This window comes from Alteromonas sp. Mac1 (genome assembly GCF_001562125.1).
In the GTDB taxonomy this organism is placed as follows: Bacteria; Pseudomonadota; Gammaproteobacteria; order Enterobacterales; family Alteromonadaceae; genus Alteromonas; species Alteromonas stellipolaris.
Genome location: NZ_CP013932.1, coordinates 2,479,530 through 2,494,859, shown reverse-complemented (window position 1 = coordinate 2,494,859; position 15,330 = coordinate 2,479,530). Strand labels below are relative to the sequence as shown.

General features: G+C 44.0%; 11 protein-coding genes. 9 read left to right on the top strand and 2 right to left on the bottom strand.

What is annotated here, in order from left to right:
• Nucleotides 1-114 precede the first annotated feature (114 nt).
• Nucleotides 115-1,392, bottom strand: coding sequence for a citrate synthase (locus tag AV939_RS10650; RefSeq protein ID WP_057791619.1), 1,278 nt, complete (start codon nucleotides 1,390-1,392; stop codon nucleotides 115-117).
• A 701-nt stretch (nucleotides 1,393-2,093) separates the two neighbouring features.
• Here AV939_RS10650 and sdhC point away from each other — a divergent pair.
• From sdhC to sucD, 8 genes are all read left to right on the top strand, one after another.
• Complete coding sequence (sdhC, locus tag AV939_RS10645) at nucleotides 2,094-2,468, top strand: succinate dehydrogenase, cytochrome b556 subunit (RefSeq protein WP_013783979.1); 375 nt, start codon at nucleotides 2,094-2,096, stop codon at nucleotides 2,466-2,468.
• Complete coding sequence (gene sdhD / locus AV939_RS10640) at nucleotides 2,462-2,809, top strand: succinate dehydrogenase, hydrophobic membrane anchor protein (protein WP_057791621.1); 348 nt, start codon at nucleotides 2,462-2,464, stop codon at nucleotides 2,807-2,809. The genes sdhC and sdhD overlap by 7 nt, the downstream gene beginning before the upstream one ends.
• Nucleotide 2,810: 1 nt before the next feature.
• Complete coding sequence (gene sdhA, locus AV939_RS10635) at nucleotides 2,811-4,583, top strand: succinate dehydrogenase flavoprotein subunit (RefSeq protein ID WP_013783981.1); 1,773 nt, start codon at nucleotides 2,811-2,813, stop codon at nucleotides 4,581-4,583.
• Between the two features lie 14 nt (nucleotides 4,584-4,597).
• Nucleotides 4,598-5,308: a succinate dehydrogenase iron-sulfur subunit gene (locus AV939_RS10630; protein WP_057791623.1), complete on the top strand. Its 711-nt coding sequence runs from the start codon at nucleotides 4,598-4,600 to the stop codon at nucleotides 5,306-5,308.
• Nucleotides 5,309-5,481: 173 nt separating this feature from the next.
• The gene (sucA, locus tag AV939_RS10625) at nucleotides 5,482-8,301 is read left to right on the top strand and encodes a 2-oxoglutarate dehydrogenase E1 component (protein ID WP_057791625.1); all 2,820 of its coding nucleotides are present in this window, start codon (nucleotides 5,482-5,484) and stop codon (nucleotides 8,299-8,301) included.
• A 9-nt stretch (nucleotides 8,302-8,310) separates the two neighbouring features.
• Nucleotides 8,311-9,807, top strand: a complete 1,497-nt coding sequence (gene odhB, locus AV939_RS10620; protein ID WP_057791627.1) for a 2-oxoglutarate dehydrogenase complex dihydrolipoyllysine-residue succinyltransferase — start codon at nucleotides 8,311-8,313, stop codon at nucleotides 9,805-9,807.
• 152 nt (nucleotides 9,808-9,959) lie between these two features.
• Nucleotides 9,960-11,126, top strand: a complete 1,167-nt coding sequence (gene sucC, locus AV939_RS10615; protein ID WP_057791629.1) for an ADP-forming succinate--CoA ligase subunit beta — start codon at nucleotides 9,960-9,962, stop codon at nucleotides 11,124-11,126.
• Nucleotides 11,126-11,998, top strand: coding sequence for a succinate--CoA ligase subunit alpha (sucD, locus tag AV939_RS10610; protein WP_013783986.1), 873 nt, complete (start codon nucleotides 11,126-11,128; stop codon nucleotides 11,996-11,998). The genes sucC and sucD overlap by 1 nt, the downstream gene beginning before the upstream one ends.
• A gap of 217 nt (nucleotides 11,999-12,215) precedes the next feature.
• On the opposite strand, the gene AV939_RS20435 is transcribed toward sucD, so the two are convergent.
• Nucleotides 12,216-12,344, bottom strand: coding sequence for a hypothetical protein (locus AV939_RS20435; RefSeq protein WP_257721360.1), 129 nt, complete (start codon nucleotides 12,342-12,344; stop codon nucleotides 12,216-12,218).
• A 59-nt stretch (nucleotides 12,345-12,403) separates the two neighbouring features.
• Between AV939_RS20435 and AV939_RS10605 the strand changes: the two genes are divergently transcribed.
• Nucleotides 12,404-15,208: a TonB-dependent receptor gene (locus AV939_RS10605; RefSeq protein ID WP_057791631.1), complete on the top strand. Its 2,805-nt coding sequence runs from the start codon at nucleotides 12,404-12,406 to the stop codon at nucleotides 15,206-15,208.
• Nucleotides 15,209-15,330: the final 122 nt, after the last annotated feature.

The following is a 15,330-nucleotide window of genomic DNA, read 5'->3' as shown; positions in this document are numbered from 1 at the left end:
CCTTCTGCGGTTATTTTAATAAATTTGTTTTACAACAGTAATTTTATTAAAAAAGAGCTAAAAAAATAGCGCCGTAAGGCGCTATTTTATGAACAAATATTTACCTGTTCACGCTTATTTTAATGGCGTGTACTTACGCTGGTTGTGACCAGTGTATAGCTGACGAGGACGGCCAATTTTTTGTTTGGGATCGCTCATCATTTCATGCCAGTGTGAAATCCAACCCACTGTACGAGACAGTGCGAAGATACACGTAAACATATTGGTAGGAATACCAATAGCTTTAAGTACGATACCCGAGTAGAAATCTACGTTAGGGAACAATTTCTTCTCTGCGAAGTACGGGTCGCTCAATGCAATCTTTTCAAGTTCCATTGCTACTTCAAGTAGTGGATCTTTAACATTAAGTTCGCTAAGTACTTCGTGACAGCTTTCACGCATTACTGTTGCACGTGGATCGTGGTTTTTATATACACGGTGACCAAAGCCCATAAGACGGAACGGGTCTGCCTTATCTTTAGCGCGTGCAATAAACTCAGGAATGCGGTCAACAGTACCAATTTCCTCAAGCATATTTAAACATGCTTCGTTAGCACCACCGTGGGCAGGGCCCCAAAGTGAGGCAACACCAGCCGCAATACATGCATAAGGGTTAGCACCAGATGAACCAGCTAGACGAACAGTAGAGGTAGATGCGTTTTGCTCGTGGTCAGCATGAAGCGTAAAGATACGATCCATTGCACGTTCAACCGCAGGGCTAATCTCAAATTCTTCAGCAGGAACTGAGAACATCATGTTCAAGAAGTTAGCTGCATAGCTCAAATCGTTACGTGGATAAACGAAAGGTTGGCCAATGTTGTACTTGTAACACATGGCTACCAATGTAGGCATTTTCGCAATTAAGCGATGTGCACTACGTTTACGCTCTTCATCGTTAGAAACGTCTAAGTCGCTGTGATAGAAAGATGACATACCACCAACAGTACCGCATAACATTGCCATAGGGTGGGCATCGTTGCGGAAGCCATGGAAGAACATGTTGATTTGCTCATGTACCATGGTGTGGCGTGTAATCGTTGATTTGAATTCTTCATATTCTTCTTTAGACGGCGCATCGCCGTGTAGAAGCATATGACAAACTTCAAGGTAGTCTGCATCGCGCGCTAGTTCTTCAATTGGGAAACCACGGTGTAAAAGAACACCAGCAGCGCCATCAATATAAGTAATAGCTGACTCGCAAGATCCTGTCGCCATAAAACCAGGGTCGTAGGTGAAGTAACCGTGTTGACCAAGTGAACGGACGTCGATTACGTCTTGTCCTTCGGTGCCAGACAAGATAGGAAGCTCGATTTCCTTACCGCCGGCTTTAAGAATGGCTTTCTGATCTGCCATAAAATGCTCTCCTCAGAATGGTTCTGTTTGCAGCGAAAACGGGCGAAAATGCTCGTTTCGTTGGGGAAAAGTGGCGTATTTGTACTTTATTATGTACCAATAAGTCAATTTAATTGCATTTATGCACAATAAATATTCCGAATTACTGAGATTTATAATACTCAGCCGGAATCTGTATCGTTAACATTTTGGTAATCGCACTAAACCCGTTTCGGGGTAATTATCAATGTCTTTTAGCAAAAGGTAAACCACCGTTTACCAAATTTATTAACAGCTTAGCTGAAATATTAACCTTTTGTCGATTGAGAATTGCTCGTTTTCATTAAAAGACCTTAATTTTACTAGTGAAAATAGTGTTATTCTAGTTTAGTGCTGATACACTTTACAGCCTTGTTTATTAAGCATTCCATGCTTGTTGTTAGTATTTGTGACTATTTTTCTTTGTGTTTATCAGGAAGATTTGTCAAAAAAGACTAAAGTCTTACTGCAGCACAAAAAATTGTAATTATATACTGTGCTGGATATACTCAGCGGTGCATTAAAACAGAATAATTATTCTGTAAATTGCATTAAAGAATAATTCACAAATTGTTAACAACTCATTGGATGAGGTAATTAACAGGTAATAAACGAATTAACTCGCACAGGACATAATAACGGTGAGTAATTCATTATCCCTACGGATTAAACAGGCATACATTGTGAAAAAGCAAAGACCAGTAAATTTAGAACTCAATACTATTAAATTTCCGCCTGCCGCTATTTCGTCAATTCTCCACCGTGTTACCGGTGTCGCAATGTTTTTCGCATTACTCTTTGTTATTTGGGCATGGGCAGTATCTGTTTCCTCGCCTGAAGGGTTTGCGAACGTACAAGCGATGATGGACGGTATCATTGGAAAAGTGATCGCAATAGGCACTTTATCAGCGCTGACTTATCACATTTTAGGCGGCCTAAGACATGTTGTTATGGATTTAGGTCACTGGGAAGAGTTGGAGTCAGGAAACCTCAGCGCCAAAATAGCTATCGCTCTTTGGATTGTGCTGACAGTAGTATTGGGAGTAGCACTATGCTAGGAAACCAAGCAAGCTTAAAGCGTAATGGTATTCAAGATTACGTGTCACTACGTACTACCGCTGCAATAATTTTTGCTTATACGGTATTCATGGCGTGGTTTTTTATATCCACTGATAATATTACTTTCATTGAATGGCACGGATTATTTTCTGGGTTAGCGATGAAGGTGTTCACACTGGCAGCACTTATCGCCATCATGATCCACGTTCGTATCGGCCTATGGCAAGTACTTACCGATTATGTGAAGGCGTCTGGTTTGCGTGCAATCATTCAGTATGTGCTAAACATCATTGCTTTTGGTTACGTCGCTGTTGGTCTGTTTGTATTGTGGGGAGTGTAAGATGAGTTTACCCGTTCACGAGTTTGACGCAGTAGTTATTGGTGCTGGTGGCGCTGGTATGCGTGCAGCATTACAGATTTCAGAATCTGGAAAATCATGTGCACTACTGTCTAAAGTATTTCCTACCCGTTCACATACGGTATCAGCGCAAGGTGGTATCACTGTTGCGCTAGGTAATTCCCATGAAGATAACTGGGAATGGCACATGTACGACACTGTAAAAGGGTCGGACTACATTGGTGACCAAGACGCTATCGAATATATGTGTAAAACCGGCCCAGAAGCCATCATTGAGATGGAAAACATGGGTTTACCTTTCTCACGCTTTGAGAATGGTAAGGTTTACCAGCGTCCTTTCGGTGGTCAATCAAGAAATTTCGGTGGCGAGCAAGCAGCTCGAACCGCAGCCGCCGCTGACCGTACTGGTCACGCCTTGCTGCATTTGCTTTATCAGCAAAACGTAAAGAATAAAACAAAGGTCTTTTCTGAGTGGTATGCACTCGACCTAGTTAAAAACCAAGACGGTGATGTTGTTGGTTGTACTGCTATCGATATCGAAACAGGCGAAGTGGTTTATTTCAAGTCTAAAGCGGTAGTACTTGCGACAGGTGGAGCAGGGCGTATTTTCGCTTCTACTACCAATGCACACATTAACACCGGTGACGGTGTTGGTATGGCAATTCGCGCTGGTGTTGCACTACAAGATATGGAAATGTGGCAGTTCCACCCTACGGGTATCGCCGGTGCTGGTACGCTAGTAACGGAAGGTTGTCGTGGTGAAGGTGGTTACCTACTTAATAAAGACGGTGAACGCTTCATGGAACGTTATGCGCCTAACGCGAAAGACCTCGCTGGTCGTGACGTTGTAGCACGTTCAATGATGACAGAAATTCGCGAAGGCCGCGGGTTTGATGGCCCTTGGGGACCTCACTGTAAACTCAAACTTGATCACCTTGGTAAAGACGTACTTGAGTCTCGTTTACCAGGTATTCTTGAGCTTTCTCGTACGTTTGCTCACGTTGATCCAGTTAAAGAACCGATTCCTGTAATACCTACATGTCACTATATGATGGGTGGTATTCCCACTACTGTTGACGGTCAATGTCTAACTGTAGATGCTGACGGTAACGATAAAGTGGTAAATGGCTTATTCGCTTGTGGTGAAATTGCATGTGTATCTGTACATGGCGCTAACCGCTTAGGCGGTAACTCACTACTTGACCTTGTAGTATTCGGTCGTGCGACTGGACTACACTTAGGTAAAACCCTTTCTGACGTATCGCCATTCCGCGAAGCATCAGAGTCTGACCTTGAAGTGGCTATGTCTCGCTTCAATCGCTGGGAAAACTCAGAGAAAGGCAAGGGCGAAGATCCGGTTCAAATCAAAAAAGATATGCAAGAATGCATGCAGCTTAACTTCTCAGTATTCCGTGAAGGTGAAGCCATGGCAGACGGTCTTAAGCAACTTGGTGAAATTCGTGAACGTCTTCAGAATGCTCGCCTTGATGATAAGAGTGCCGATTTCAATACACAGCGTATTGAATGTCTTGAGCTTGATAACCTTATGGAAACCGCGTACAGCACAGCAGTAGCAGCGAACTTCAGAACGGAAAGCCGTGGCGCACACAGCCGCTTCGATTTCCCGGACCGTGACGATGAGAACTGGTTATGCCACAGCGTTTACGATCCGAATACTGAAAAAATGCTTAAACGTGATGTCAATATGGCGCCTAAGCTTCGGGAAGCTTTCCCGCCTAAAGTGCGTTCATATTAATAGAGGCAACGATCATGCAATTACAATTTTCGATATATCGTTACAACCCTGATGTTGATAACAAGCCACGCATGCAAGACTACACTCTAGAAGTAGAGGAAGGTCGTGACATGATGGTGTTGGATGCACTTATTGCTCTTAAAGAGCAAGATCCAACGTTATCATTCCGCCGCTCGTGCCGTGAAGGTGTGTGTGGTTCAGACGGTGTCAATATGAATGGTAAGAATGGTCTTGCCTGCATTACGCCATTGTCTGCATTAGGTAAAGGTAAAGTTGTTGTTCGTCCACTTCCAGGTTTGCCAGTAGTACGCGACCTTGTGGTTGATATGACACAATTTTACACCCAGTATGAAAAGATTAAGCCATTCTTAATCAACGATGATAAACAGCCTCCTGCAAGAGAACACCTTCAGTCTCCTGAAGAACGTGCTAAGCTTGATGGGCTGTATGAATGTATTCTATGTGCATGTTGTTCTACGTCGTGCCCATCGTTCTGGTGGAACCCGGATAAATTTATCGGGCCAGCTGGTTTGCTTCACGCTTATCGTTTCCTTATCGATAGTCGTGATACTGCAACCGACGAACGCTTGAACGACCTAGATGACGCATTTAGCGTATTCCGCTGTCACGGTATCATGAACTGTGTAAGTGTATGTCCGAAAGGATTAAACCCGACAAAGGCAATTGGACACATTAAGTCTATGCTTTTACAACGGGCTGTTTAGTACTATATTCTGTTTACTCCTGAGTGACAGAAAGCAATGCTCTAAATAGCCATCCGGATGTGATGGCTATTTTTTTTTGTATTCATCGGTATAACGCTTGGTTATGTCACGAATAACCTTATAATACAAACCGATGGTTAATAGAATTTACAAAACGTAGCAAGGCAAATTAAATGCAAGAAAGCGTGATGAAAGCGTGGTGGGATTCCTCGCATATGGCAGGTGCCAACGCTGCCTATGTTGAAGAATTGTACGAATCGTATTTGGAAGACCCGCAGAGCGTTTCCGATACTTGGCGTCAAATCTTTGATAGCCTCCCCAAGGTCGAAGGCGTTGAACTTGAAACCAACCATACTAGTGTTAAAGACCAGTTTAGGAAGCTAGCTGCTCTAGGCCCGACAGCACGAATGTCGAGCGCACCAGTTGAAGGCACTCCGGTCTCGGATGACAGGCAAGTTAAAGTGTTACAGCTTATCAACGCCTTTCGCTTCCGAGGACACCAACATGCCAACCTTGATCCGCTAGGATTATGGAAACAAGAGCGCGTTCGTGATTTAGAACTTTCTCACCATAACCTGTCTGATAAAGATTTTGACAGTGTGTTCAACGTAGGGTCTTTTGCCATTGGTAAAGATTCGATGTCATTAGGTGAGTTGTTTAAATCACTTAATAGAACATATTGTGGCTCTATCGGTGCTGAGTACATGCACATTACCGATACAGACCAAAAACGCTGGTTACAGCAAAAAATTGAGTCAGTACAAGCCAAGCCTGAGTTTTCTAAAGATGAAAAACTTACCCTACTTAAAGGGCTAACGGCAGCTGACGGTATGGAAAAGTATCTTGGGTCTAAATTCCCAGGTGCAAAACGCTTCTCACTGGAAGGTGGTGATGCGTTGGTTCCAATGCTCAAAAACCTAATCACTAATGCAGGTGCTGCCGGTACCAAAGAAGTGGTTATTGGTATGGCTCACCGTGGTCGTCTAAACGTACTCGTTAACGTACTGGGTAAAAACCCATCTGTATTGTTCGACGAATTCGCAGGTAAGCATGATGATTCATTAGGTGCTGGTGATGTTAAATACCACGCTGGGTTCTCATCAGATTTTGCTACCCCAGGTGGCAATGTTCACCTAGCGCTTGCATTTAACCCGTCTCACCTTGAGATTGTTAATCCGGTAGTGATGGGCTCGGTTCGTGCGCGTCTTGAACGTCGAAACGACGATACCAATACCGTACTTCCTATCACCATTCACGGTGACTCAGCAATTGCTGGGCAGGGTGTCGTGCAAGAAACCTTCAATATGTCACAAACTCGCGGTTTTGCCGTGGGCGGAACTGTGCGTATTGTAGTGAATAACCAAGTTGGTTTCACAACGTCGAAGACAGAAGATACCCGTTCTACGCAATACTGTACTGATATTGCTAAGATGGTTCAGGCGCCTATTTTCCACGTTAACTCTGATGATCCAGAAGCGGTAGCTTTTGTGACTCAACTTGCCCTTGAATACCGTAACAAATTCAAGCGCGATGTGGTTATCGATTTAGTTTGCTATCGCCGTCATGGTCATAACGAAGCTGATGAGCCAAATGCAACTCAGCCCCTCATGTACCAAAAAGTGAAGAAACATCCTGTTCCTCGCGCTATTTACGCCGACCAGCTAATTGCTGAAGGCGTTATAGAGCAGCGTGATGCAGACCGCTTTATAGAAGAATATCGCGCTGCACTTGATCATGGTGCGTGTGTGGTTGAAGAATGGCGTCCGATGACAGAGCACAGCGTAGACTGGTCTCCGTACTTAGGTCACGATTGGGATACCCCATATGATGGCGCTATCAGTGTTGAAAAACTTAAAGAACTTGGTGAAGCACTAACGACTTTCCCTGAAGGACATAAACTTCAATCACGTGTAAACAAACTATACCAAGACCGCAAGGCCATGGTGAGTGGTGAGAAGAAACTTGATTGGGGAATGGCAGAGAACCTTGCTTACGCATCGTTGGTGGACTCTGGTGAAGATATACGTATGACAGGTCAGGATTCTGGCCGTGGTACTTTCTTTCACCGCCATGCAGTATTGCATAATCAAGCTGATGGCTCGACGTATATGCCGCTGCAAAACATTCGGGAAGGCCAAGGTGAGATTGAGATTTACGACTCTGTGCTTTCAGAAGAAGCGGTTATGGCGTTTGAATATGGTTACGCAACGGCAGAACCTGAGTGCTTAACCATTTGGGAAGCCCAGTTTGGTGACTTTGCAAACGGTGCACAGGTTGTATTTGACCAATTCTTGAGTTCAGGTGAAGCGAAGTGGGGCCGTTTATGTGGTCTAACTATGCTGCTACCGCACGGTTATGAAGGCCAAGGTCCTGAGCACAGCTCGGCGCGTCTTGAACGCTTCTTGCAAATGTGTGCTGATCACAACTGGCAAGTATGTGTACCTTCTACACCAGCGCAAGTATTTAACATGCTTCGTCGTCAAGTGGTTCGCCCAATGCGTAAACCGCTTATCGTTATGTCGCCTAAATCTTTGTTGCGTCATCCGTTAGCTACCTCTTCTCTTGAAGAGTTGGCGGAAGGTAAATTCCATAACGTCATTGGCGAAATTGACGATATTAATCCGAAAGATGTTAAGCGTGTGGTGATGTGTTCAGGCAAGGTTTACTATGATTTGCTTGATCAGCGCCGTAAAAATGAACAAACAGACGTTGCAATCGTAAGATTGGAGCAACTTTATCCGTTCCCGCAAGAAGAATGCGCTAAAGTTGTGGCACAATACAGCCACGTTACAGATTGGGTTTGGTGTCAGGAAGAACCGCAAAACCAAGGAGCTTGGTATTGCAGTCAACACCACTTCTGGCAAGCAATTCCAGATGGCGCCAAATTAACATATGCAGGTCGTGAAGCATCTTCTTCACCTGCAGTAGGTTATGTTTCCGTTCACAATCAGCAGCAAAAAGCGCTGGTTGAAGACGCACTCACTATTAAATAAGGAACAATGATGACAATTGAGATAAAAGTTCCGGTCCTACCAGAGTCAGTTGCCGATGCCACCATTGCAACTTGGCACGTAAAGGCCGGCGACGCGGTAAAGCGTGACCAGAACCTGGTTGACATTGAAACTGATAAAGTTGTGCTGGAAGTTGTAGCACCAGCCGACGGAACTATCGGTGAGCTTCTTAATGAAGAGGGTGCAACGGTACTAGGCGAACAAGTTATTGCTAAATTAGAAGAAGGTGGCGCTGCGCCAGCTAAATCTGAAGCGAAAGCTGAATCTAAAAAAGAAGCTGCACCTGCATCTAGCGGTAAAACGTCAGACGTTAAAGTGCCTGTATTACCTGAGTCGGTAGCTGATGCAACCATCGCCACATGGCATGTTGCAGTAGGCGAAGCGGTAAGCCGTGACCAAAACTTGGTTGATATCGAAACTGATAAAGTGGTTCTAGAAGTAGTTGCGCCAGCTGATGGCTCACTATCTGAGATTGTTGCCGAAGAAGGCGCAACAGTGACAGCTGAAGAAGTGATTGCTAAATTTGTTGAAGGCGCGTCATCAGGTGCAGCTGCATCTGAGTCGTCTGAAGCATCATCTGATGATTCAGATGAAAGCAGCGATGCACTTAGTCCTTCAGTTCGCCGTTTATTGGCGGAAAAAGGCGTAGACGCAGCAAAAGTTAAAGGTACGGGCAAAAATGGCCGTATCACTAAAGAAGACGTAGAAAAGCACCTTAAAGGTGGTAGTGCACCAGCGGCCTCAGCACCATCTGCTACAGCCGACACAGCTGAATTACCTACGGGTAATCGCACTGAAAAACGTGTTCCTATGACACGTCTTCGTAAAACGATTGCAACACGTTTACTTGAAGCTAAAAACTCTACTGCTATGCTAACTACGTTCAACGAAGTTAACATGAAGCCAATTATGGAACTTCGTAAGCAGTACCAAGAGAGCTTTGAGAAACGTCACGGTATTCGTTTAGGTTTCATGTCTTTCTATGTGAAAGCGGTAACTGAAGCCCTTAAACGTTTCCCAGATGTGAACGCATCAATTGACGGTGATGACATTGTTTATCACAACTACTTCGATATCTCTATCGCGGTATCAACGCCTCGCGGCCTAGTTACGCCTATCTTAAAAGATACGGATACGCTAGGTATGGCCGGTGTTGAGAAAGGAATTAAAGAATTGGCAATTAAAGGCCGTGATGGCAAATTGTCGATGGCAGACCTTCAAGGCGGTAACTTTACTATCACTAACGGTGGTGTGTTTGGTTCATTGATGTCTACGCCTATCATTAACCCGCCACAGAGCGCTATTTTGGGTATGCATAAAATCCAAGATCGTCCAATGGCTGTTAACGGTAAGGTGGAAATTCTGCCAATGATGTACCTCGCTCTGTCTTATGACCATCGTATTGTTGATGGTAAAGAGTCAGTAGGCTTCTTGGTAACAATCAAAGAGATGCTTGAAGATCCAACACGCCTTCTATTAGACGTGTAAGGCTTTCCTCTCTTGTTATTGTGTGCAGCAGCGTTTCTTATTGAGGTAAGGAGCGTTACTGCCACAACGCTGATATTCGCCCTATAATATCAGTCTAATTAATCAAGTCGCGCGAGCGGCTTTTGTCTTACTAAAAATCGGATAGAAACACCATGAATTTGCATGAATACCAAGGTAAGCAGCTATTCAAAGAATACGGTCTACCTGTTTCTGAAGGATACGCAGCAGACACTCCTGAAAGTGCTGTAGAAGCCGCTAACCGCATTGGCGGTAGTGAGTGGGTAGTTAAATGTCAGGTCCACGCAGGTGGTCGCGGTAAAGCAGGTGGCGTTAAGTTAGTAAAAGATACTGACGCAATTAAAGCTTTCGCAGAAAACTGGCTTGGCAAAAATTTGGTGACTTTCCAGACTGACGAAAATGGTCAGCCTGTGAGCAAAATCCTTGTTGAAACTTGCACAGATATCGCAAACGAATTGTACCTTGGTGCAGTAGTTGACCGCACAACCCGTCGTGTTGTGTTTATGGCTTCTACTGAAGGTGGCGTTGAGATTGAAACTGTTGCTGAAGAAACGCCAGAAAAAATTCTTAAAGCTGAAATCGATCCAATTGTTGGTGCTCAGCCTTACCAAGCGCGCGAAATGGCGTTTAAACTTGGTCTTTCTGGCGTTCAAATCAAACAATTCACTAAGATTTTCCTTGGCCTAGCTAAGATGTTTGAAGATCTTGATGTTGCATTGATTGAAATTAACCCGCTTGTAATTAAAGAAGACGGTGACCTTCACTGTCTTGACGCTAAGCTAGCTATCGACGGCAACGCGTTATATCGCCAGCCTAAAGTTAAAGCTATGCAAGATCCTACTCAAGAAGATGCACGTGAAGCGCATGCTGCTGAGTTTGAACTTAACTATGTTGCTCTAGACGGTAACGTAGGTTGTATGGTTAACGGTGCCGGCCTAGCAATGGGTACAATGGACATCGTAAACCTACACGGTGGCAAGCCAGCTAACTTCCTAGATGTTGGTGGCGGCGCGACTAAAGAACGTGTTGCAGAAGCATTCAAAATCATCTTATCTGACGACAACGTTAAAGCTGTTTTAGTTAACATCTTCGGCGGTATCGTTCGTTGTGACATGATTGCTGAAGGTATCATTGGCGCGGTTAAAGAAGTTGGCGTTAGTGTTCCTGTTGTTGTACGTCTTGAAGGTACAAACGCAGAGCTTGGCCGTGAAGTTCTAGCGAACTCTGGTCTAGATATCATTGCTGCTGAGTCGCTAACTGATGCAGCTGAGAAAGTTGTTGCTGCTGCGGAGGGCAAATAATGTCTGTATTAATTAACAAAGATACCAAAGTAATCTGTCAAGGTTTCACTGGTGGTCAAGGTACTTTCCACTCTGAGCAAGCCATTGCTTACGGTACGCAGATGGTTGGTGGTGTTACACCAGGCAAAGGCGGCACTGAGCACCTAGGTCTTCCAGTATTCAATACAGTACGTGAAGCGGTAGAAGCAACAGGCGCAACTGCAACTGTTATCTATGTACCAGCTGCATTCTGTAAAGATTCAATCGTTGAAGCTGCTGATGCTGGCATCGAGCTTATCGTTTGTATTACTGAAGGTATTCCTACGCTTGATATGCTTTACGTAAAAGAATACGTAAATGCTAAAGGCGTTCGCATGATTGGTCCAAACTGCCCAGGTGTTATTACTCCTGGAGAGTGTAAGATTGGTATCATGCCTGGTCACATTCATAAGCCTGGTAAAGTAGGTATTGTTTCTCGCTCTGGTACGCTTACGTACGAAGCGGTTAAGCAAACTACTGACGAAGGTTTTGGCCAGTCTAGCTGTGTTGGTATCGGTGGGGACCCAATTCCTGGTTCTAACTTCATCGACATTTTGCAGTTGTTCCAAGATGATCCTCAAACAGAAGCTATTGTTATGATTGGTGAAATTGGTGGTACAGCAGAAGAAGAAGCTGCTGAATTCATCAAAGCTAACGTAACTAAGCCTGTTGTTTCTTACATTGCGGGTGTAACTGCACCTGAAGGTAAGCGTATGGGTCACGCTGGTGCAATCATTGCAGGCGGTAAAGGTACAGCTGACGAGAAATTTAAAGCACTAGAAGATGCGGGCGTTAAAACGGTTCGCTCTCTTGCTGAAATCGGCAAGGCACTTCGCGAAACTACTGGTTGGTAAGCTAACGCTTATTAGTCATTTTAAAAGCCCGCTTTAAGCGGGCTTTTTTGTACCTGCTGTTAGTTAACGGTGACATTATTAATTTATAATTATACGTAATGAATACTATCATTTTCCACAGTTTTAAGTGTGCTTACCACCTCAACTCTGCCATCTTTCAAGGTAACAAAATTACAACATAAAAGGTGTTTTGGCGTTAATTTGCGTAATTTTGTTGTTAAATTTCAATAATTTCATGATGGTTAATGTTAATGGGGTGTTGAATATTTTCTATGAATACGTATGCAAGCAATTGTGCAAAGCCCATGTGCTCTATAGGATTGTCAGCGACTGGATACATTGTCATTCGATTGTCATAAAAATAACAAAAAGACAACAAATATAACTGAATGGGACACCTGTTTTATGAAACAATTTAAACCAAATCTCATCAAGGTTGCGCTGATCACTGGTGGCGTAGCTTTTGGTTGTTCGCCTACATTTGCACAAGAAACAAATTCTGAAGCAGCTGATGAAGCTAACGTTGAAGTTATTCAAGTTAGCGGTATACGTGGCAGCTTACAACGCGCTCAAGCAATTAAGATGGACAATACATCTATTGTTGAAGCGTTATCCGCAGAAGACATCGGTAAATTACCGGATACAAGTATTGCAGAATCTATTTCACGTTTGCCTGGTCTAGCCGGTGAGCGTAGAAACGGTCGTACAAGTGGTATTTCAGTACGTGGTTTCAACGAAAACTACGTAGGTACATCACTTAACGGTCGTGAATTATTAGGTATGGGTGACAACCGCGGCGTTGAATTCGATCTTTACCCTACAGAAATCATTTCTAGCATTGTTGTTTATAAAACAGCAGAAGCTGGCATGACTACCCAAAACATTGGTGGTTCAATTGATCTTCAAACGATTAGCCCACTAACAGCAAAAAGTACTTTTGCTATCAATGGCTCGTATGAAAAGAATGCTGAAGATTCTCCTAACCCAGACTTCGACAATAATGGGCATCGTATTTCAGTAAACTACGTTGATCAATTTGCCGACGATACCATTGGTTTAGCATTAACTGTTGCTAGCATGGAATCACCTCGTCAAGAACAACACTTCCGTGGTTGGGGTTACGCGGGTGCTAACGCAGATAATGCCGTTGACGGTGTAGATGTTGCAGAAGGAACTACGATTCTAGGTGGACACGATTCATTTGCACGTTCAGCTATGTTAGAGCGTGACTCTATCGCAGCTGTGGTTGAATGGGCGCCTAATGATAAATTAAATGTTCAAGTAGATGCGCTTTACATCGATTTTGTTGAAGATGACGTTCGTCGTGGTCTTGAAGAAGGCGGTGCTGAATGGGGTACTGGCGAATATACTATTACTGGTGTTGAAAACGGTTTAGTGACATCAGGCTACTACGATGGCTTCTATTCAGTTATTCGTAACGACGCTCGTACTCAAGAAGCTGACTTAACAACAGTGGGCGTTAACGCTGAATACATTTTAAATGATAACTGGACGCTTGAGTTTGATTACTCTACCGGTAAAGTTGAAAAAGACATTATCGATGTAGAGAGTTATTCAGGTGTAGGCCGTGCGGGTATTGATGGTCGTCCTATTACTGCTCGTAGTTGGGAAATGACGTCGACTGGCGCGGTATATTCTGATCACCCAAGCATTGCACCGGTTGACCTTACCGACGAAAGCTTAATTCGTCTTGCAGGCCCACAAGCGTGGGGCGCACCTATTATTGGCGCAGACGCACAAGATGGTTTTGTTAACCAACCAAACTATGAAGAAGACCTAGATACTTACCGCTTTGATGCAAAAGGGTACGTTGAATGGGGCGTAGTGACTGGCATGTCTGCGGGCGTTATCTACTCAGACCGCAGCAAAACCAAAGAAAACAACGGTGCATATTTAACTGCGCCTAGCTATCCTGGTGATGCGGCTATTCCAGATGTACTAGGTGTAGTACCTTTAGATTTCATCGGTATAGATGGTATTCTTGCGTATGATTCACTTGGACTGTTCCAAAGTGGTTATTACACAGCGACAGACGCCAAGCTTGTACAAAACGATCGTTTAGGAGATAGCTACACGGTTGATGAAGAATTACTGACTTTCTACACTAAATTTGATTTAGAAATGGAAGTGGGTGATGTTTATATTCGCGGTAACGTGGGTGTGCAAGTGGTTAATGCTGACCAACAATCTACCGGTTTCTCAACTACGTCAGATGCTGATGGAATGACAGTAGCGGTACCGGTTTCTGGTGGTGCTGATTACACAGATGTACTACCAACACTTAACCTTTCTGCAGAAGTAGCGGAAGGTCAGTTTGTACGTTTCGCTTTGGGTAAAGTGATTTCAAGACCACGTATGGACGATATGCGTCCAAATACGCAGGCGTCTTTTGCATTCAACGATAACCAAATTACCAGTACCGATCCTGAAAATGGGCCTTGGAGTGGTAGCTCAGGTAACCCTGAACTTAAGCCTCTTGAAGCTAACCAGTTGGATATCGCTTATGAAAACTACTTCTCTGATACGGGTTATGTAGCGGCTTCATTCTTCTATAAGGATATTAAAAACTGGCATCGTGATACGAGTGTACTGACTGATTTCTCTGATGTGTACATTCCTGATTTACACCAAGGTTCAGAAGGTCAAACGCCAGCAACTTTCTTAGGTTCAGTAGGCAGTGTACTTGATGGTTTTGAAGGATATGTGCGCGGTTATGAACTTCAAGGTTCGTTACCAGGTGAATTGCTTCATGACTCACTTGAAGGCTTTGGCTTGTTCGCAAGTGCTACCTTCATGGAAGGTGAAGTAGATGCAGCACCTACGCAAACAGAAACCCGTATTCCAGGTTTGTCTGAAGAGTCATACAGCATGACATTCTTCTATGAAAGCAATGGTTTCGAATTCCGTGTTGCGGCAACGAAGCGTGATGACTACCTAACAGAAGAACGCGGTACTAGCTTGGCATTAGTAGATGCTACTAAGCAAGGCGGTACATTGGTTGACGCACAAATCGGTTACGACTTTAGCGAGTCTGGTATTGAGTCTCTGGAAGGCCTCCGTGTTACTTTCCAAGCGCAAAACTTAACTGATGAAGATGATATTCAAGCGTCACAGGCGGATTCTCGTCAAATCACGCAATATCAATCTTACGGTACTAACTACTTGTTAGGCTTTAACTATACCTTCTAATGGTTGAGCGAAAGCCAACATTAGGATAGATACTAACCACCTTGTTGTTTCAGCGCTCGAATATGAATTCCGGCGGCGAAGCAAAAGGTGGTTTTTTATTGTAAAAAGACAGGCAAACCATC